Annotated in this window: 20 protein-coding genes; 19 read left to right on the forward strand and 1 reads right to left on the reverse strand. The window is 67.0% G+C overall.

What is annotated here, in order from left to right:
- Window positions 1–87: 87 nt before the first annotated feature.
- Complete coding sequence (locus tag BPET_RS08395; RefSeq protein ID WP_041862812.1) at window positions 88–792, reverse strand: GntR family transcriptional regulator; 705 nt, start codon at window positions 790–792, stop codon at window positions 88–90.
- A gap of 269 nt (window positions 793–1,061) precedes the next feature.
- Here BPET_RS08395 and BPET_RS08400 point away from each other — a divergent pair, with 269 nt between their 5' ends.
- From BPET_RS08400 to BPET_RS08490, 19 genes are all read left to right on the forward strand, one after another.
- The gene (locus BPET_RS08400) at window positions 1,062–2,420 is read left to right on the forward strand and encodes an MmgE/PrpD family protein (protein WP_012248573.1); all 1,359 of its coding nucleotides are present in this window, start codon (window positions 1,062–1,064) and stop codon (window positions 2,418–2,420) included.
- Between the two features lie 74 nt (window positions 2,421–2,494).
- Window positions 2,495–3,457 (forward strand): Bug family tripartite tricarboxylate transporter substrate binding protein, encoded by a 963-nt coding sequence (locus tag BPET_RS08405; RefSeq protein ID WP_012248574.1) that lies wholly within the window; start codon window positions 2,495–2,497, stop codon window positions 3,455–3,457.
- Window positions 3,458–3,476: 19 nt separating this feature from the next.
- Window positions 3,477–4,220 carry an SDR family NAD(P)-dependent oxidoreductase gene (locus BPET_RS08410; RefSeq protein ID WP_012248575.1) on the forward strand — a complete coding sequence of 248 codons (744 nt, stop codon included), beginning with the start codon at window positions 3,477–3,479 and terminating at the stop codon, window positions 4,218–4,220.
- A 29-nt stretch (window positions 4,221–4,249) separates the two neighbouring features.
- Window positions 4,250–5,584, forward strand: coding sequence for an MmgE/PrpD family protein (locus BPET_RS08415; protein WP_151208948.1), 1,335 nt, complete (start codon window positions 4,250–4,252; stop codon window positions 5,582–5,584).
- A gap of 24 nt (window positions 5,585–5,608) precedes the next feature.
- Complete coding sequence (locus tag BPET_RS08420; protein WP_012248577.1) at window positions 5,609–6,571, forward strand: branched-chain amino acid ABC transporter permease; 963 nt, start codon at window positions 5,609–5,611, stop codon at window positions 6,569–6,571.
- Window positions 6,571–8,361, forward strand: coding sequence for a branched-chain amino acid ABC transporter ATP-binding protein/permease (locus tag BPET_RS08425; protein ID WP_012248578.1), 1,791 nt, complete (start codon window positions 6,571–6,573; stop codon window positions 8,359–8,361). Before BPET_RS08420 ends, BPET_RS08425 begins: the two co-directional genes overlap by 1 nt.
- On the forward strand, window positions 8,351–9,061 hold the full coding sequence (locus BPET_RS08430; protein WP_012248579.1) for an ABC transporter ATP-binding protein: 711 nt from the start codon (window positions 8,351–8,353) through the stop codon (window positions 9,059–9,061). The genes BPET_RS08425 and BPET_RS08430 overlap by 11 nt, the downstream gene beginning before the upstream one ends.
- A gap of 45 nt (window positions 9,062–9,106) precedes the next feature.
- Complete coding sequence (locus BPET_RS08435) at window positions 9,107–10,333, forward strand: ABC transporter substrate-binding protein (protein WP_012248580.1); 1,227 nt, start codon at window positions 9,107–9,109, stop codon at window positions 10,331–10,333.
- 114 nt (window positions 10,334–10,447) lie between these two features.
- Complete coding sequence (locus BPET_RS08440; protein ID WP_012248581.1) at window positions 10,448–10,843, forward strand: carboxymuconolactone decarboxylase family protein; 396 nt, start codon at window positions 10,448–10,450, stop codon at window positions 10,841–10,843.
- Between the two features lie 13 nt (window positions 10,844–10,856).
- The gene (locus tag BPET_RS08445) at window positions 10,857–11,750 is read left to right on the forward strand and encodes an NAD(P)-dependent oxidoreductase (RefSeq protein WP_012248582.1); all 894 of its coding nucleotides are present in this window, start codon (window positions 10,857–10,859) and stop codon (window positions 11,748–11,750) included.
- A gap of 13 nt (window positions 11,751–11,763) precedes the next feature.
- Entirely contained in the window at window positions 11,764–12,162 is a 399-nt protein-coding gene (locus BPET_RS08450; protein ID WP_012248583.1) for a cupin domain-containing protein, read from the forward strand.
- A 10-nt stretch (window positions 12,163–12,172) separates the two neighbouring features.
- Window positions 12,173–12,499, forward strand: a complete 327-nt coding sequence (locus BPET_RS08455; RefSeq protein WP_012248584.1) for an NIPSNAP family protein — start codon at window positions 12,173–12,175, stop codon at window positions 12,497–12,499.
- A gap of 251 nt (window positions 12,500–12,750) precedes the next feature.
- Window positions 12,751–13,041: a hypothetical protein gene (locus BPET_RS08460; RefSeq protein ID WP_012248585.1), complete on the forward strand. Its 291-nt coding sequence runs from the start codon at window positions 12,751–12,753 to the stop codon at window positions 13,039–13,041.
- 170 nt (window positions 13,042–13,211) lie between these two features.
- Window positions 13,212–14,177 carry a Bug family tripartite tricarboxylate transporter substrate binding protein gene (locus BPET_RS08465; protein ID WP_012248586.1) on the forward strand — a complete coding sequence of 322 codons (966 nt, stop codon included), beginning with the start codon at window positions 13,212–13,214 and terminating at the stop codon, window positions 14,175–14,177.
- Between the two features lie 20 nt (window positions 14,178–14,197).
- Complete coding sequence (locus tag BPET_RS08470) at window positions 14,198–14,983, forward strand: GntR family transcriptional regulator (protein ID WP_012248587.1); 786 nt, start codon at window positions 14,198–14,200, stop codon at window positions 14,981–14,983.
- A gap of 11 nt (window positions 14,984–14,994) precedes the next feature.
- Window positions 14,995–16,257, forward strand: a complete 1,263-nt coding sequence (locus BPET_RS08475; RefSeq protein ID WP_012248588.1) for a 3-isopropylmalate dehydratase large subunit — start codon at window positions 14,995–14,997, stop codon at window positions 16,255–16,257.
- Window positions 16,254–16,769, forward strand: a complete 516-nt coding sequence (locus BPET_RS08480; protein WP_012248589.1) for a LeuD/DmdB family oxidoreductase small subunit — start codon at window positions 16,254–16,256, stop codon at window positions 16,767–16,769. The genes BPET_RS08475 and BPET_RS08480 overlap by 4 nt, the downstream gene beginning before the upstream one ends.
- Window positions 16,769–17,632, forward strand: a complete 864-nt coding sequence (locus BPET_RS08485; RefSeq protein WP_012248590.1) for an isocitrate lyase/PEP mutase family protein — start codon at window positions 16,769–16,771, stop codon at window positions 17,630–17,632. Before BPET_RS08480 ends, BPET_RS08485 begins: the two co-directional genes overlap by 1 nt.
- 82 nt (window positions 17,633–17,714) lie before the next feature.
- Window positions 17,715–18,287, forward strand: coding sequence for a cytochrome b (locus tag BPET_RS08490; protein WP_012248591.1), 573 nt, complete (start codon window positions 17,715–17,717; stop codon window positions 18,285–18,287).
- Window positions 18,288–18,289 lie beyond the last annotated feature (2 nt).

An 18,289-nucleotide genomic window follows, 5' to 3' on the forward strand; every position in this document is an offset into this window, starting at 1 on the left:
ATTAGCAAAAAAGGCAGTGCCTGCCGGCATGCCAGAGGGCATGCCTGCCATGGAGACGCTCAGGGGCGGGGGGCTTTGTTCGGAAGCTTATTCGGCCGCCATGGCCGCTTGGGTTTCGCGCAGCACCTTGATGGCCACGCGCGCAGCGTTGCGCACATGCAGGCTGCCGGCCTTGCGGGCGGCGCGGCCGTCGCGGGCGGCCAGGGCTTCCAGCAGCTCGCCCAGCTCGGCCAGGCTTTTCTTGGCGCGCCCCGGCGCCTGCATCGACGTCGAGCGCAGCAACATGACGCGCGAGTTCAGCAGCCTGAGCGTGGTGGTGAGGGCTTCGTTGCCCGCGCCATCGAGCAGTTGCTGATAGAAGTAGTTCTTGGCTGACAGTTGTTCCAGCGACCCGCCCTGCGCGAAAGCGCGCTTGAGCGCCTGAAAGGCGCTCTGCAGCGACTTGAGCTGTTCATCGGTGGCGCGTTCGGCGAACAACTGGCAGGCCAGGCCTTCCAATTCTTCGCGTACCTGATAAATGCCCTCGGCCTGCTCGGGCAGCAGCCGGTCGACTACCGGGCCGCGGTGGGGAATGACGTGGATCAGGCCTTCGGATTCGAGCTGCCGCAGGGCCTCGCGCACCAGGGTGCGGCTGACGCCGGTCATTTCACACAGTTCGCGTTCGGGCAGGCGCTCGCCCGGTCGAAAGCGGCCCACCAGGATGGCGTTGCGGATGCTTTCGGTCACGCTGTGACGCAGCACCGAAGCGGCGCGGGGGACTTTGAAATCGGCGGGGAGCTCAGCGGCTTTCATGCGATCAGGGGCGAGTAGGCAGTCGGAATCAGTGTACTGACTTGGGCGCATTTTAGCTGCACTTGCCTGGCGCGACGCGGCCGCGATGCGGCATGGGGCCGTTGCACAACGCGTGGAGCACGCCGCCGGCTCTTGCCGAGTCAGAAAAATGAGTATTCAATCATACAATCTGTTTATAATACCGAAAATTGAAGCCCACGACCCTCTGAAGGCCGCCCGGCACATAACAAGACAGCCGCGCGGCGGGCGGCTGAAGGAGACAACACCTCATGCAGGCAGGCAGTCCGTCCGGTATTTCCCAGGCCCTGGCGCAGTTCATTGCCCATTGCCACTGGGAAGACATTCCCGAGGCCATCCGCCATGAAGCGCGCCGCTCGCTGCTGAACTATTTCGCGGTGGCGCTGGCTGGGGCGTTGGATCCCACCCTGGACATCGCGGTGGCTACGTACGGCCGCTTCGCCGCCAGCCGGCAGGCCAGCCTGGTGGGCAGGCCCGAGCGCTTCGACATGCTCAACGCCGCCGCCCTGAATGCGATGTCTGCCAACGTGTACGACTTCGACGACACGCACCATCCCACCATCATTCACCCCACGGCGCCGGTCGCGCCGGCGCTGTTCGCGCTGGCCCAGGCACAGCGCATGAGCGGCGCCGAGCTGCTGCTGGCTTTCGTGCTGGGCGTGGAAACCGAGTGCAGGCTGGGCAATGCCGTTTCACCCGGCCATTACGCGCGCGGCTGGCACATTACTTCTACCTGCGGCGTGTTCGGCGCCGCCATGGCCGCCGGCAAGCACCTGGCGCTGCCGTCCGGGCAATTGGTCTGGGCGCTCGGTTCGGCGGCCAGCCAGGCCGGCGGGCTGGTCGAAACCTTGGGCACCATGGCCAAGAGTGTCGGCGTGGGCAATGCGGCTCGCAATGGACTGCTGGCGGCGCTGCTGGCGCAGCAGGGCTTCGACGGGCCCGCCGCGCCGCTGGAAGGCGCGCGCGGATTCCTGCGCGTAACCGCCGACCAGCCCGATCTGTCGACCGTGACGCAGGGCCTGGGCGAGCATTGGCAACTGGCCGCCAACACCTACAAGCCATATCCGTGCGGCGTGGTGCTCAATCCGGTTATCGACGCATGCCTGGCGCTGGCCGCCGATCCGCGCTTGCGGCAGGCCGGCCCGGCAGGTATCGAGCGCATCACCCTGACCGGCCATCCGCTGCTGCGGCAGCGCACCGACCGGCCCGCCGTGGCCACCGGCCGCGAATCCCAGGTCAGCGCCCAGCATGCGGTCGCGGTGGCGCTGGCGCGCGGCCGCGCCGGCCTGGCCGAATTCAGTGACTCGGCAGTGCGCGATCCCGCCTTGTGTGAACTGGGCGCCAAGGTGGCCGTGCGCGAAGCGGAGGGCTATTCGGTCGACGCCGTGCAGGTCCGCATCGACCTGCGCGGCGGCATGCAATTGCAGCACAGCGTGGAAGCCGCCCGCGGTTCGGCGGCCCGGCCGCTCAGCGACAGCGATCTCGAACAAAAACTGCGGGAGCTGGGCGGCGCAGCCCGGCCCGGTTGGAACGCCGCGCCGCTGATCGATGCCCTGTGGCGCCTGGAAGACGCGCCCGATGCGGCACAGGTGATGGCGTTGGCGGCCTAGCACGAGCGGCCGTCATGGTTGCGAGCGGCGGGCCGGCCGGCACGCCGCGTATGCAGTGTGAAAAAGGAGGCGACATGAAGTGGCAGCAGTACACAGGCATGGCGGTGCTGGCCATGGCGGCGTTCGCGCTGGCGCAGCCCGCGCGCGCGGATTTTCCCGATAAACCCCTGCGCATCGTGGTGCCCTTCGCGGCTGGCGGCGGGGTCGACGCGCTGACCCGGCCGTTCGCCCAGGAACTTGGCACCTTGCTGGGACAGACCGTCGTGGTAGAGAACAAGGCCAGCGCCACCGGACAGGTCGGCGCGGCCGAAGTGGCGCGCTCGGCGCCCGATGGCTACACGCTGCTGCTCAGTTCGGCCGCGTTCGCCACGACGCCGGCGTTCTATCCGCAGGCACCCTATGACCCGGTCAAGGATTTCGAGCCCATATCCATCCTGGCCGCCGCGCCGCAGGTGGTGGTGACCAGCAAGAAGTTCAAGGCCAGGAACATGGCCGAGCTGGTGGGCATGGTCAAGGCGGGTGAGCCGGTGAACGTGGCGCTCAGCGGCATTACCGGCATGCAGGCGCTGGCCACGGAGATGATCGCCGCGCAGGCCGGCGTGACATTTACCAAAGTGCCCTACAAGGGCGCGGGAGCAGCCTTCAAGGACTTGATCAGCGGCGAGGTCGACGTCATGGTCGACAACCCGGCGTCGTCGCTGCCCCACGTGCGCGCCGGCAGCCTGAATATCATCGCCACCACGGGCGCCCAACGCATGGCGTCGGTGCCCGATGTTCCCACCGTGGCCGAAACCCTGCCGGGCGTCGAGGCGCGCAACTGGTTCATTCTCGCCGCGCCCGCCGGTACGCCCGCGCCGGTGATCGACGCGCTGAGCCGTGCGGCCATCAAGGTGGCTGCCGGCCCGGTGATGCAGCGCTTCTTCGAGCGCGACGGCACTGAAGTGGTGGCCAATTCGCCGGCACAGGCCCGGGAATACCTGAACGACGAAATCGCCAAATGGGGAAAGATCGTCAAAGACCGCAACCTGCAGCCCTGAAGCGGGCACGGAGCAAGACATGGGAAGACTCGATGGCAAGATCGCCGTGGTGACCGGCGCGGCGGGCGGCATTGGCAAGGAAATCGCCGGCGCTTTCGCCCGCGAGGGCGCGCGCGTGGGCATGCTGGACAACAACGAGGCCTTGTTGAAAGAGGCGGTGGCCAGCGTGCCAGGCGCCGGCGCGCTGGTCTGCGACGTGGCCGACCGCGCCGCCGTATGCGCGGCGATCGATGGCTACGCAAGCCAGTCCGGCGGCCTGGATATCCTGGTCAACAACGCAGCCTATTTTCACTATGGGCTGCTGACCGACATGCCCGAGCAGGTGGTCGACAAGATGATCGACGTGGGTTTGAAGGGGGCGCTGTGGTGCCTGCAGGCCGCCACGCCGCATTTGACGGCGCGCGGCGGCGGGGCGGTCATCAATTTGTCTTCGGTGGCGGTGTCGGTGGCGATCAAGCATGCGGCGGTCTACAGCTGCATCAAGGGCGCGCTCGACACCCTGACGCGCCAGCAGGCCGTAGAGCTGGGACCGCAGGGCATCCGCGTCAACGCCCTGGCGCCCGGGCCGGTGGTCACGCCGGGAGCCAGCTCGGTCATCGACGCGCAAGGCTGGGAAACGCGGCGCGCGCGCACGCCGTTGCGCCGCCTGGCCGAAGGCGCGGACATCGCCCAGGCGGCGGTGTTCCTGGCGTCGGACGAATCAGTGTCGGTGGCCGGCGTCACGCTGAAGATCGACGGCGCCATGACGGTCATGGGTTACTAGGGGCGCGGGAAGCACGCATGGAACAGGTCATGACACAAGCCGGCCGGCTGGTGCGCGATGCGCTGGCGCCGCGCAGGTTCAGCCGCGCCGCGCTGGAGCAGGCCAGGCGTTGCCTGCTGGATTATTTATCGTGCGCTTTCGAGGCGCTGCCGTTGCCCTGGAGCGAGCAGGCCGCCGCGCTTGCCCTGCCGGCGCCCGGCGGCGCCCATGTGGTGGGCCGCGCCGGCCCGCGCCAACCCGATGGCGCGGCATTCGCCAATGCCGTGGCCGGCCACGGCCTGGTGCGCGAAGACATGCATGCGGGCAGCATTTCTCATCTGGGCGTGGTGGTGTGGCCCATGGTGCTGGCCATGGCGCAGCAGCGGCCGGTGTCGGGCGCCCAGGTGCTCGAGGCGGCCATCGTGGGCTACGAAACCGGCGCGCGCCTGGGGCGGGCCGTGATGACTCCGGCGTTGGCGCGCCTGTTCCGGCCCACCGGGCTGGTCGGCCCCCTGGCTGCCGCCGTGGCCGGCGCGCGGCTGGCCGGCCTCGACGAAACCCGTGCCCGACATGCTCTTGCGTTGGCGGGCAATTGCAGCGGCGGGTTGAACGAATGGGCGCACACGGGCGGCAGCGAAATGTACTTTCATCCGGGTTTCGCGGTGCGCAATGCCTGGGCCTGCCTGCAGCTCGCGCGCGGCGGCGCGCAGGCCTCGGCGTCGATCATCGAAGGCGAAGCGGGATTCTTCCAGGCATACGCGCGCGCACCGCTGGACACAGACATCGTTCTGTTTGCCGACGGGCGGACGGAAATCGAACAGGTTTTCAACAAACCGGCGCCAGCCTGCAATTTCGCGCAGACTCCATGCCAGGCGGCGTTGCGCGCGGGGCGCCAGGCCGGCGAGCGCCGCATCGAGACCGTGCGCATCGACACTACGCAAGCCGCTGTGCGCTACCCGGGCTGCGACGCCACTGGCCCGTTCGAGCATGCCTTGCAGGCCAAGATGAGCATTCCGTTCGGCGTGGCGGCCACGCTGGCGCACGGCGCCATCGGCGAAGACAACTACCGGCGCCTGGACGATCCCGCCATTGCGCGGCTGATCGCGGCCACCACGCTGTGCGCCGACGCGGGCTATAGCGCCGCCTTCCCGGCGCGCCAGGGCGCGAGGGTGACACTGCGGCTCGACGACGGCAGCAGCGTCAGCGCCGCCCTGGACGACGTCGAGGCCGCCGACGATGCCTTGATCCGCCAGCGGTTCCGCCGGACGGCCTCGGCGGTGCTGGGCGACGGCGCGGCCGCACGCATCGAAGACCTGGTCGACCGCTACGAGCAGGCGGCCGACGGCGCCGAACTGCCGCGGCTGTGCGCGGCCGGCTCGGCCTGACCGCTACAAGTTAGGGAAAAATTCATGACAGAACTACAAATCCATCTGGAAGCGTTCCTGCAGTCGCTGGCCGCGGGAATACTGGTGGGCGGCATCTATGGCCTGATGTGCGTGGGGTTGGCGATGATCTTCGGCATCATGCGCGTCATCAACTTCGCCCAGGGCGATTTCATGATGCTGGGCATGTACATCACGTATTTCTTCTTCGTGCTGTTGGCCGGGCATGGCATGGCGGGTTCGCCGCTGGGGCCTTATGTGTCCATGGTGCTGACTCTGCCAGTGATGTATGCCGTGGGCTACCTGGCGCATCGCCTGCTGATCTCGCGCGTAACGGGTGGCAAGAGCGCCGCGCTGGAAGGCGAGGGCCACTACGCGCAATTGATCCTGACACTGGGCATCGCGCTGGTGCTGCAGAACGGCGCCATGATGGTGTTCGGCCCCGAACTCGAGTCGATCCGCACGCCGCTGTCGAGCAGCGCCTGGGAAATCGGCCCGCTGTGGGGCGACTTCGTCAGCGTCTTCGTCAATAAGGGGCGCGGCTACGCGGCGCTGATCTCGGTGGCGGCCATCGTGGCGCTGGCGCTTGTGGTGGCGCGCAGCCGCCTGGGCAAGTCGCTGCGGGCGGCCGCCGACAACCCCGTGGCGGCCTCTTACATGGGCATCGACGTCGACCGCGCCTACCGCGTCGCCTTCGCCCTGGGCACCTGCATCACGGCGCTGGCTGGCGGGCTGCTGGCCACCAACTTCCCGTTTCATCCTTTCGTGGGCCTGGAGTTCGTCATCGTGATGTATGCGGGTGTGGTGCTGGGCGGCATCGGCAGCATCCTGGGCGCCTTCTGGGGCGGCATGGTGATCGGGCTGGTGCAGCAGCTTTCCAGCCTGGTGCTGCCCACGCAACTCCAGAACGCGGCGATCTTCGTGTTCTTCCTGCTGATAGTCATTCTCCGGCCGCAAGGGTTGTTCGGCCGCGTCGCGGAGCGGACCTGATGAAATCCATGCGCACATTCGTGATCATGCTGGCGGTGGCGGCGGCCTACCTGGGCGCCGCGCTGCTGGTCGACAACTCTTATCACCAGCTCATCTTCACGCTGGTGCTGGTATGGGCCTGCTTTGGCCTGTCGTGGAACATGCTCAGCGGCTACACAGGACTGGTGTCGTTCGGCCACGCCGCGTTTTTCGGTCTGGGCGCCTATGCCGCCGTGCTGGGGCAGATCAACCTCGGGCTGTCGCCCTGGCTGATGATTCCGCTGGCTGCCGTGATCGGCGCGGTGGCCGGCCTGCTGGTTGGCCTGCCCACCTTCCGGCTGCGCGGACATTACTTCGCGCTGGCGATGCTGGCCTATCCGCTGGCGCTGCTGTATGTCTTCGAGTGGCTGGGCTACCAGGAGGTCACCTTCCCCATGGTGCGCGAGAACCCGGCCTGGTTCATGCAGTTTTCGAACCCGTGGCTGTACACCGTGGTGGCCATGGCGATGCTGCTGCTATTCGTGCAGATCACGCGCTACGTCGAGCGCACGCGCTTTGGCATGGCGCTGATCGCCATCAAGCAGAACGAGGCGGCAGCCGAGGCCGCCGGTATCGACACGCTGCGCTGGAAGCTCAAGGCCATTGCGCTGAGCGGCGCCATCGCCGGCGCGACCGGCGCATTCTATGCGGTAGTGCTGCTGGTGGTGACGCCCGTGTCCGTGTTCGGCATGCTGGTGTCCGCCCAGGCGCTTACCGTCGCCATGTTCGGTGGGGTCGGCACGGTATGGGGGCCGATTATCGGCGCGGCCATTCTGATTCCGCTAGGCGAGATCCTGCACGCGGAACTGGGTGCGACTTATCCCGGCATCCAGGGCGTGATCCTGGGCGCGGCCATCATCGCGGTGATTCTGGTCGCGCCCGAGGGCGTGTTCTGGAAAACGCGCGATTTCCTGCGCCGGCGCGGCGCCGTTCAGGCGCGCGCCGCGCTGCCCGAGCAAGCCGCGCGGCAGGAGCACGCCGCGCCCATGGCCGAATCCGCCGCGCCGCAAGAGGCGGCGCGCCGGCCCGCGGGCGGCGAGGTCATCCTCGACGTGGCGGGGCTGTCGCGCAGCTTTGGTGGCTTGAAGGCAGTGCAGAACGTCAGCTTTCAGGTGCGCAAGGGCATGATCCTGGGCATTATCGGCCCCAACGGCGCCGGCAAGACCACGCTGTTCAACCTGCTCAACGGGTTCCTCAAGCCCGATGCCGGGCGGGTGGTGTTCAAGGGCGCCGACATGGCCGGCCGCAAGCCGCACGTATTGTGCGCGGCCGGCGTGGGCCGCACCTTCCAGGTGATGCGTCCGTTCATGCGCCTGACCGTCGCGCAGAACGTGAAGGTCGGCGCCTACGTCAAGGCCCGAAGCGAGGCCGAGGCCGAGGCGATGGCGGCGCAGGCCATCGAGCGGGTGGGCCTGACCGATTGCGCGGACCGGCTCGCGTCGGTGCTGACCACGCGGCAGCTGCGCCTGATGGAGCTGGCGCGCGCCGTGGCGGGCCAGCCCGAACTGCTGCTGCTCGACGAGACGCTGGCCGGTCTGGGGCAGGGCGAGGTCGACGACGTGGTGTCCGCCATCCGGGCGTTGTCGGCGCAGGGCATCACCATCGTCATCATCGAACACACCATGCAGGCGATGGTGCGCCTGGTCGACCAGTTCGTCGTGCTGGATCACGGCGAAGTGCTGGCCGTGGGCGAGCCGCAAGCGATCACGCGCGACATGCGCGTGATCGAGGCCTACCTGGGCAAGAAATGGAGCGCGCGACATGCTGCTTGAAATCGACGGCCTGGTGGCCGGCTATTCGGCCCTGCCGGTCCTGAACGGCATTTCTGTGGCGGTCAGGGAAGGCGAATTCGTTTCCATCGTGGGTCCGAACGGCGCGGGCAAGAGCACGCTGTTCAAGACCATATCGGGCACCGTGGCCGCGATGTCGGGCGGCATCCGCTACGACGGCCACGACCTGCTGGCGGTGCCCGCTTCGCAGCGGCCGCACCTGGGTATCGCGCACGTTCCGGAAGGCCGACAGGTGTTCGCCTCGATGACCGTGCTCGAAAACCTGGAAATGGGCGCCTACACCGCCGCGGGCAGGCGCGACTGGTCGCGCAACCTGGCGCGTATCTACGAATGGTTTCCCGTGCTCAAGCAGCGCGCCCGGCAACTGGCCGGCACCCTGTCGGGCGGGGAACAGCAAATGGTGGCCATCGGCCGCGGCCTGGCGTCTTCGCCGCGGCTGTTGATGCTGGACGAGCCATCGATGGGTTTGTCGCCGGCGATCGCGGATTTCATTTTCGAGCGCCTGATCGACATACGCAGGGACGCCAAGCTGACCATCCTGCTCGTGGAGCAGCGGGTGGCCGAGGCGCTGCAGTTCGCCGACCACGGCTACGTGCTCGAAACCGGGCGCGTGGTTCTGGAGGGCACCCACGACACGCTGCAGGCGGACGACCGCGTCCGCCGGGCGTATCTCGGCATGTAAGCCTGAATCGAGAGCCGCGCGAGCGGACAACAGGAGGAGACAGACATGAAAGTGCAGTCGATCAAATACCTGGGCCTGGCCGCCGCGCTGGCGGGCCTGATGTCGGCCGGCGCCAGCCCGGCGCGCGCGGCCGACCCGGCGCCCGTCAGCGTCGGGCTGATCGCGCCCATGTCGGGCATCTACGCGCGGCCCGGCCAGGTCATGCGCATGGGGGCCGAGATGGCGGTCAAGGACATCAACGACCAGGGCGGCATCAAGGCGCTGGGCGGCGCCAGGCTGAAGCTGGTGGTGGTGGACTCGGGCGACACGACGGAAAAAGCCAAGAGCGCGGCGCAGCGCATGGTCGCCGACTATCCCGACCTGGTGGCCGGCACGGGCGCGTATCTCAGCTCGTTCACCCTGGCGGTCACCGAAGTCACCGAGCGTGCCAAGCTGCCCATGCTGACCCTGTCGTATTCCGACCAGATCACCTCGCGCGGCTTCAAGTACATCTTCCAGACCTCCGCCACGGCGGGCCGGCAGGCCGACATCGCGTTGCCGATGATCCTGGACCTGGCCGAGAAGGCTTCGGGCAAGCGGCCCAAGACCGTGGCCATACTTACCGACAACACGGCCGCCTCGTTGTCGTCGGTGAAAGCCATGAAAGACGGCCTGCTCGCCAAGAACAAGCTGGAGCTCGTGGTCGACGAGACCTTTACGCCGCCGCTGTCCGATGCCTCGTCGCTGATCCAGCGTGTCCGTTCGCGCCGGCCTGACCTGGTGTTCTTCCTGCCCACGGTGATCTCTGACGCCAAGCTCATTCTTGAAAAGATGAACGAGACCAACGTGCATATCCCGGTGATTTCGTTCGGCATTGCTATCGCCGAGCCGGACGTGCTGAATACGGTCAGCCCGCAATTGATCAACGGCGTCATGTCCGCCGTGGCGAACTGGGGCGCGAAGGGCCAGGAAGCCCTGATCAAGCGCATGAAGGACGAATACAAAGAACCGTGGATGACGCAGAACGGCATTTCGACCTACGGCGATATGTGGATCATCAAGGCCGCTCTGGAAAAGGCCGGCAAGGCCGACCGCGAATCGGTGGCGCAAGCCATGCATGCGCTGGACGAGGGCAAGACGCCTTACTTCCCGGGAGGCGAGTTGAAGTTCGACGAGGCGGGCCACCGCGTGGGCGCCACCTTGACCGTGATCCAGTGGCAGAACGGCGTGCCGGTGACAGTATTTCCCGAAGACGTCGCCATGGCCAAGCCGATCTGGCCAGGCAAGAAGTAGCCATGGCCGCACAGGCAGCGGCCACGGCGGCTGCCTGTGATTTTTGGCAAATATTGAATTATTGTATTATCGGTTGGACGAAGCAGCACACGCAGCACACAAAGGAAACTCAGCATGGAACACATCAATCAGTTCGAGAAAGGCCTGGAAAACCGCAAGAAGGTTCTGGGCGCATCCCACGTCGAGAAATCGTGGGCCAGCGCGGACGAGTTCAACAGGCCTATGCAGAAGCTGGTCACCGAATACTGCTGGGGTGAAATCTGGGGCGACGACACCTTGCCGTTCAAGACGCGCAGCATGCTTAACCTGGCCATGCTCACCGCCATGAGCCAGCACCACGAGCTGGCCGCGCACGTCAAGGGTGCGTTGACCAACGGTGTGACCAAAGACGAGATCCGTGCCGTGCTGATGCAGGCTTCGGTGTACTGCGGCGTGCCGCTGGCGCTGGCCGCGTTCCGCGTCGCCTCGCAGGCCATCAGCGCCTACGAAGCCGACGCCGCCAAGGCCTAGCGGGGAGGCCGGCATGCGACAAGATCGGGTCGGGTTCGTCGGCTTGGGCAACATGGGCGGGCGCATGACGCGGCGCCTGGTCGACGCGGGTATCGCGGTGCGGGGCTATGACACCGATGCCGGGCGGGCCGCCGCGGCCGGCGCCCAGCCCGCCGCTTCAATGCGCGAGGCCGTCGAGTACGCCGACGTGGTGTTGCTGTCGTTGCCGGACAGCCGCGTCGTGGAAGCGGTGGTTGAAGGCGCCGACGGCATCCTGGCCGCGTGCCGCGCGGGCCAGGTGGTGGTCGACCTGAGCACCGCCGCGCCCAGTTCCACACAGCGCCTGGCGGGCTTGTTTGCGGCGCGTGGCGTCCAGTATGTCGACGCCGGCATTTCGGGCGGGGCGGCCGCGGCCGAAAAGGGTACGCTGACCCTGATGGTGGGCGGCGATGCAGCCACCATCGAGGCCCTGCAATGGGTGTTCGCGCCTTTCAGCAGCAAGGTGCTCAATATGGGGGGCAGCGGCGCGGGCCACACCACCAAGCTGCTGAACAACTTTCTCAATGCGGTCAGCCTGGCCGCCAGCGCCGAAGTCATGGTGGCGGGCAAGAAGGCCGGACTCGACCTGCACCGGCTGCTCGACGTGCTCAACAGCAGCAGCGGCGTGAATTTCGCCACGCTCAATCGCTTTCCCTACATCGTGGACGGCAACTACCTGGAAGGCGGGCTCACCAGCAAGCTCATGACCAAAGACGTCGTGCTGTATGTCGAGCTGGCGCGCGAGTTGGGCGTGGCCTCGCTCAACGCGTCCGGTCCGATGTCGTGCTTCGGCCTGGCCACGGCGCTGGGCTACGGTGAACAGATCAGTAATCGTGTCGTGGATGCCATTGGCGATGTCAGCGGTGGCGTCCGTTTGAAATCTGAGTGACAGGAGACAGTCAATGAAGGTGTTTCACGGCAGGGCCGAAGGCAAGGTGTCCGAACAGCGCAGTTCGACGTTCACGGGCGTGGTGTGGGGCGACCCCATCATGCCCACCACCGACAATGTCACGATCAATTCGGTGTTCTTTTCACCGGGCGCGCGTACGTACTGGCACACGCATGAGTTCGGCCAGGTGCTGCAGGTAACGGCGGGGCGCGGCTGGATCTGCTCTGAGGGGCAGCCCGCCCAGGCCATTCGCCAGGGCGACGTGGTGTGGATTCCGCCCAACGAGCGGCACTGGCACGGCGCGGCGGCCGATACCTATATGATCCACGTGGCTACCTCGCTGGGCAAGAGCAGCTGGCAGGAAGAAGTCGCCGAACAAGATTACGCGCGCAGCACTGGCGCGGCAGGCTGAGGAGGGCGCCATGATCGTCGAACTTCGCATCTACCATTGCGCGCCCGGACGCCTGCCGGCTCTGCACGAGCGCTTTACCAGCGCCACGCTGGGCTTTTTCAAGAAGCACGGCATCGAGCAGATCGGCTTCTGGACCACCCTGGCGGGCCCCAGCAATCAATCGCTGACCTACCTGCTCAAGTGGGAAAGCCTGGCCGAGCGCGAGCGCAAATGGAATGCCTTCCAGGCCGATCCCGAATGGATCGCCGCGCGCGCCGCCAGCGAAGCCGAAAAAATCATTGTCGAGCGGGTCGAGAACCAGTTCCTGGCTCCGACCGCTTATTCGGCTTTGAAGTAGCAGGGCTCAGTTGGCGCGAATGCCGCTGCCCGAGCATCTTGAGCGACAGGGCGTGCTGATTGTGGCATTCGCGCAATACCCGATTGCGGCGCGGCCAGGATAAGAGTATTCATTGAACCAACAATAGTTCGCGAGACAAACCCACTGGGGTTCGCGGCGGAACGGGCGGCACAGCCCGGCCATGCCGCGACGCCAGGCCGGAATTTCGCGCGGGGCAGGTGCCCCGCGCGAAGATAAGCTAGGAGGGGCTTATGGCAGTGGTGTATGTGGAGTTCGAACGAGAACGCGCGCGCAAGGCGCGTTCCGCCAATCAGGCCCGCCACGCGCGTACCGCGCCGGCCCGCGCCGGCGACAGCCGGCGCACGTTCCTGGCCTGTCTTATCCTGGCGCCCCTGGCCGGCCTGGCAGCGCCGCTGCTGGCCGTGCCCTGGTTAGGCCAGCCAGCCGGCTGGCTGCTGGCGGGCGCGGGCCTGCTGGCCTGTGTGCTGCTGCTGTTTCGCCTGGCCATGCTGGAGGCCGACCGCTCCCGCGACCGCGACTGATCCCTACCACGACAGGTCTGGCGCGGCCGTCTGAACAGGCGTCTCATTTGCCGGATGCCAGGCGCCTTGGCGCCTGACCTCCCGTGACTGATTCACGGGCGGCTTGCCCTGGATGGATCGTCATAGGTATACTTGTATTGTCATCAATACAACATACCAGGAGACAACCCATGCAGGGATTGCACCGTATTGTCATCGGCGGCGCGCTGTTGGGCGCGCTCGCTATGCCGCTGTCCCCCGCCGTTGCGCAGGGCGACGCCATCAAGTTGGTCGTGGGCGCTCCACCGGGAGGCACCACCGATACGGTCGCCCGCAGCATTGCCCAGCAAATGGCGCAGGACCTCAAGCGCACCGTGCTGGTCGAGAACAAGCCGGGCGCGGGCGGCAACATCGCCGCCGACTACGTCGCCAAGAGCAATCCCGATGGCAGGACGCTGCTGGTCACGTTCACCAGCTTTTCCATCAACGCGTCGCTGTACCGCAACTTGCCGTTCGATCCGTTGCGCGATTTCACGCCCATCAGCATGCTGGCGAACGTGCCCAGCGTGCTCGTTGCCCGCAAGGATTTTCCCGTGCAGACGATGCCTGAGTTCGTATCGCTGGTGAAAGCCAACCCGGGCAAATACACGATGGCGCTGGGCGCCATCGGTTCGTCGCTGCACATGGCCGGCGAACGCATGAAAATGCTGGCGGGCCTGGACATTCTCAACGTGCCTTACAAAGGCACGTCGCCCGCCGTCACCGATCTGCTGGGCGGCCAGGTGGACATGATGTTCGCGAGTTCGCTCAATGCCCTGCCGCACATTAAGAGCGGCGCACTCAAGGCGCTGGGCGTCACCAGTCCGCAGGCCCTGCCGCAGTTCCCGGGGGTGCCACCCATCGGCGATACCATCAAGGGTTTCGAGTCCAAAGCCTGGTTTGCCTTGTTTGGCCCGGCCAAGCTGCCCGCCGACACGCTCGCAACGCTTAACGCCGCGGCGCGCAAGGCGGTGGATACGCCCGAGTTCCGCCAGCTGCTCGAGCGCGAGGCCGCCATGGCGGTCAGCAGCAGCCCGCAGGAACTGGATGCGTTTGTGCGCAAAGACATCGAACGGTACGCCGAAATCGTCAAGTACACCGGCGCCACGGTTGATTGATTTTCCCGACAGGAGCCCCCGTGCCCGATAGCCCGCTACCCCTGTATCACAAGGTATATCTGCTGCTGAAACAGCGGCTGCTGGCGGGCGGTTTCGCCCCGGACACGGCCATGCCGGGCGAGAACGCGCTGGCGGCCGAATACGGCGTGTCGCGGCTGACTATCCGCCGCTCGCTCGATGCTCTGGAAGCCGAAGGCCTGGTCGAGCGCCGCCAGGGCCGCGGCACGTTCGCGGCCCAGCCGGCGCCATTGTCGGCGCCGCAGCGCAGTACTGACATCGATGCCCTGATGGAACACCTGGCGCGCATGGGCATGCACACCCAGGTGCGCCTGCTCGAACTCGGCACCACGCCGGCCGCGTCGCAGGTAGCCGCACGTCTGGAAATCGCGCCGGGCACGCCGGTGCAGCGCTCGGTACGGGTACGCAGCCACCAGGGGCTGCCGTTTTCGCATCTGACCACGTTCGTGCCGGACGACATCGGTCAGCGTATCCGCCGCAAAGACCTTGGCTCCAAGCCGCTGCTGGCCATTTTCCGCGATCTGGGCGTGCGCGTGGCGGGCGCCGAGCAATCGATCTCGGCGGTGCTGGCCGAACCCGGAGTGGCCGAGCTGCTGGATGTCCCGGTAGGCGCGGCCTTGCTCAGCCTGCATCGACTGGTGCGCGACGAATCCGGCCGGCCAGTGGAATGGCTGCATGCGCAATACCGGCCCGACCGCTACGAATACCGCATGAACATGCAAGCCCACGACATGCCCGGACAGCCTACCTGGCTGCCGGCTGCCATGCCGGTGCGGGCAAGCGCTTGAATAGGTGTCCCATGCCTGCCCAGACCCTGGCCCAAAAGCTCCTGGCCGCAGCCTCCGGCCGCGCCGCTGTGCGCGTCGGCGAAATCCTCACCTGCAAGGTCGACCTGGCCATGTTCCACGACTCCAGCGGCCCGCGCCGCCTCAAGCCCATGCTTGAAGAGCTGGGCACCGGGCTATGGGACCGCTCCAAAGTCGTGTTGGTGATGGACCACTACGTGCCCGAGGCCGATGACGAGTCGCGCCGCATCGTGCGCATCGCGCGCGACTGGGCGCGTGAGCAGGCGCTGCCTCATGTGTATGACTCGATGGGCATCTGCCACGTCGTGGTGCCCGAGCATGGCCATATCCGGCCGGGCATGTTCTGCGTGGGCGGCGACTCGCATTCCCCAACCGGGGGCGCGTTCGGCGCGTATATGTTCGGCGTTGGCAGCACCGAGATGCTGGGCGTGGTCGCCAGCGGCGAAATCTGGATGCGTGTCCCCGACACCTTGATGATGCGCTGGAACGGCCGCCTGGCCGCCGGCCTGACGGCCAAGGACATGATGCTGCACATGATCGGCCGTTTCGGCATGAACGGCGGCCGCTACCAGGCGATAGAGTTTTGCGGCGAAGCGGTACGCGCGCTGTCCATGCAAGAGCGCATGACGCTGTCGAATATGTCGGCCGAACTCGGCGCCCAGGCCGGGCTGGTGGCCCCCGACGACACCACGGCCCAATACCTGCGCCAGGCGGGAGCGGCGGATTTCGACGTGACGCCCTGGCAGTCCGACGCCGATGCCCAGGCGCAATGGCACGAGTTCGATGCTACCGCGCTCGAGCCCCAGGTGGCTGCGCCGCATAGCCCGGCCAATGCCGCGCCGGTGCACGCCTACGGCAATACGCCGGTCCAGGTGGCTTACATAGGCGCCTGTACGGGCGCCAAGCTCGATGATCTGAGAGCGGCCGCGCGCGTGCTGCGGGGACGGCGCATCGCGGCCGGCGTAAGCCTGATGGTGGCGCCCGCCAGCCAGCGCGACCAGGCTGCCGCCGAGGCCGAGGGCGTGCTGCCCGCGCTGTTGCAGGCCGGCGCCACGCTGCTGCCCACCACGTGCGGCGCCTGTTCGGGCTATGGCGGCTCCATTCCTGAAGACGTCAATGTTGTTTCCACTACGGCGCGCAACTTCAAGGGCCGCATGGGGGCGGCCAGCGCCCGGGTTTACCTGGCGTCTCCCTATACCGTGGCGGCGTCGGCCCTGGCAGGGCGTATCGCCGACCCCCGCGAGGTCCTGGCATGAACCGCACCCACAAAGCCTGGCGCGTCGGCGACGACATCGATACCGACCAGCTCGCGCCCGGCGCCTATATGAAGTTCGGCATCGCCGACATCGCCCGTCATTGTCTTGAAGGGGTGCGCCCCGATTTCGCCGGCGGCGTGCGGGCTGGCGACGTGCTCGTGGCCGGCCGCAATTTCGGTATCGGGTCCTCGCGCGAGCAGGCCGCCGCCGCCCTGGTGCAGCTGGGCCTGCGGGCGGTCATTGCGCCGAGCTTCAGCGGCCTGTATTTCCGCAATGCCTTCAACGTGGGCCTGTTGCTGCTGACGTGCCCGCGCGCCGGCGAAATCACCGAGGGCGAGCAGATCGGCATCGATCTGGCCAATGGCTGCGTGCTGCGCGCCGACGGCACGCCGTTGCCCTGCGAGCCGGTGCCCGGCTTCCTGCTCGACATGGTGCAGGCCGGTGGCCTGCTCTTGCAGCTCAAGCGCCGGCTGGCCGATGGCTCGCTGCCCCGTCATCCCCTGAGAGCCTGATGAATTCAAACCTGTTGAAAGACAAGCTGGCCGCCGGCGGCGCCGTGCTGGCCCCCGGCATCTACGACGCGTTGTCGGCCCTGATCGCCGAACAGGCCGGGTTCGACGCGCTGTACCTGTCGGGCGCGTCCATCGCCTATGCCCGGCTGGGCCGGTCCGACGTCGGCCTCACCACTTACACCGAGGTCGAAGACGTGCTGGCGCGCATTACCGAAAGGGTGCGCTGCCCGGTCATCGTCGATGGCGACACCGGCTTTGGCAACGCCCTGAATGTGCAGCGCACGGTGCGCGGCTTCGAGCGCGCGGGCGCCGCCATGATCCAGCTGGAAGACCAGGGTTTTCCCAAGCGCTGCGGCCACCTGGCCGGCAAGTCGCTGGTGCCCGCCGAAGAAATGTGCGGCAAGCTGCGCGCCGCGCTGGACGCGCGCGCCAGCGACGCCACGCTGATCCTGGCGCGCACCGACGCCGTGGCGGTCGAGGGCCTGGACGCCGCTTTCGAGCGCGCCGAGCGCTATCTGGAATGCGGGGTCGATGCCATTTTCATCGAGGCCCTGCGCTCGCCCGCGCAACTGGATGCCGCCTGCGCGCGTTTCGCCGCGCGCGTGCCGCTGCTGGCCAACATGGTAGAAGGCGGCCAGACGCCTATCGAAAGCGCCGAGGCGCTGGCCGCGCGAGGCTTTCGCATTGTCATCTTCCCGGGCGGCACGGCGCGCGCCGTGGCCCACGCGCTGCAGGCCTACTATGGCAGCCTGCGGCAGCATGGCACCACTGCGCCGTGGCGTGATCGCATGCTCGATTTCGACCAGCTCAATGCGCTGATAGGCACGCCGGCCCTCATGGACGAGGCAAGCCGCTACGGCTAGCGGGCGCGGGCGATGGGGTGTCAGAAGTTTGTCAGGTAGCTAAAGCTACCCTTGAATCCCTTTTGTTCCTCAGGCCACCCCTATGTCCCACGTCCGCCTTGACGGCTCCGCTTCTGCCTACGATCGCACCACCATTGCCCTGCACTGGCTGACCGCGCTGCTGGTGGTCGTGTTGTTCGTGCTCGCGCAGGTGTGGGAATCCATGCCCCACGGCACGCCCGTGCGCAAGTCGTTGCAGGGTTTGCATGTGTCGCTCGGCCTGCTGCTGACCGCGATCATTGCATGGCGCCTCGTGTGGCGCGCCACCGGGGGCAGGCGGCTACCCCCGGCTTCGCAGGGCGCGCTGCAGGCGACTGCCAAAGGCGTGCACTATGCGCTGTACCTGCTGCTGGTGGCCCAGATCGTGCTGGGCTTCCTGTTCCGCTGGGCGCAGGGCGAACCCTTCACGTTCTTCGGATGGTTTTCGGTCCCGAAGCTGCTGCCGTTGACCCGCGACCAACGGCATTTTTTCGGCGACCTGCACAATATCGTGGCGTGGGTAATTGTCGTGCTGGCCGGCCTGCACGCGCTGGCGGCCTTGTGGCATCACTATGTGCGGCGCGACGGCCTGTTGCGCCGCATGGCCGGCTGTAATCGGGCAAACCGGCTGAGCTAGCG

Source organism: Bordetella petrii (genome assembly GCF_000067205.1).
Taxonomy (GTDB): Bacteria; Pseudomonadota; Gammaproteobacteria; order Burkholderiales; family Burkholderiaceae_B; genus Bordetella_A; species Bordetella_A petrii.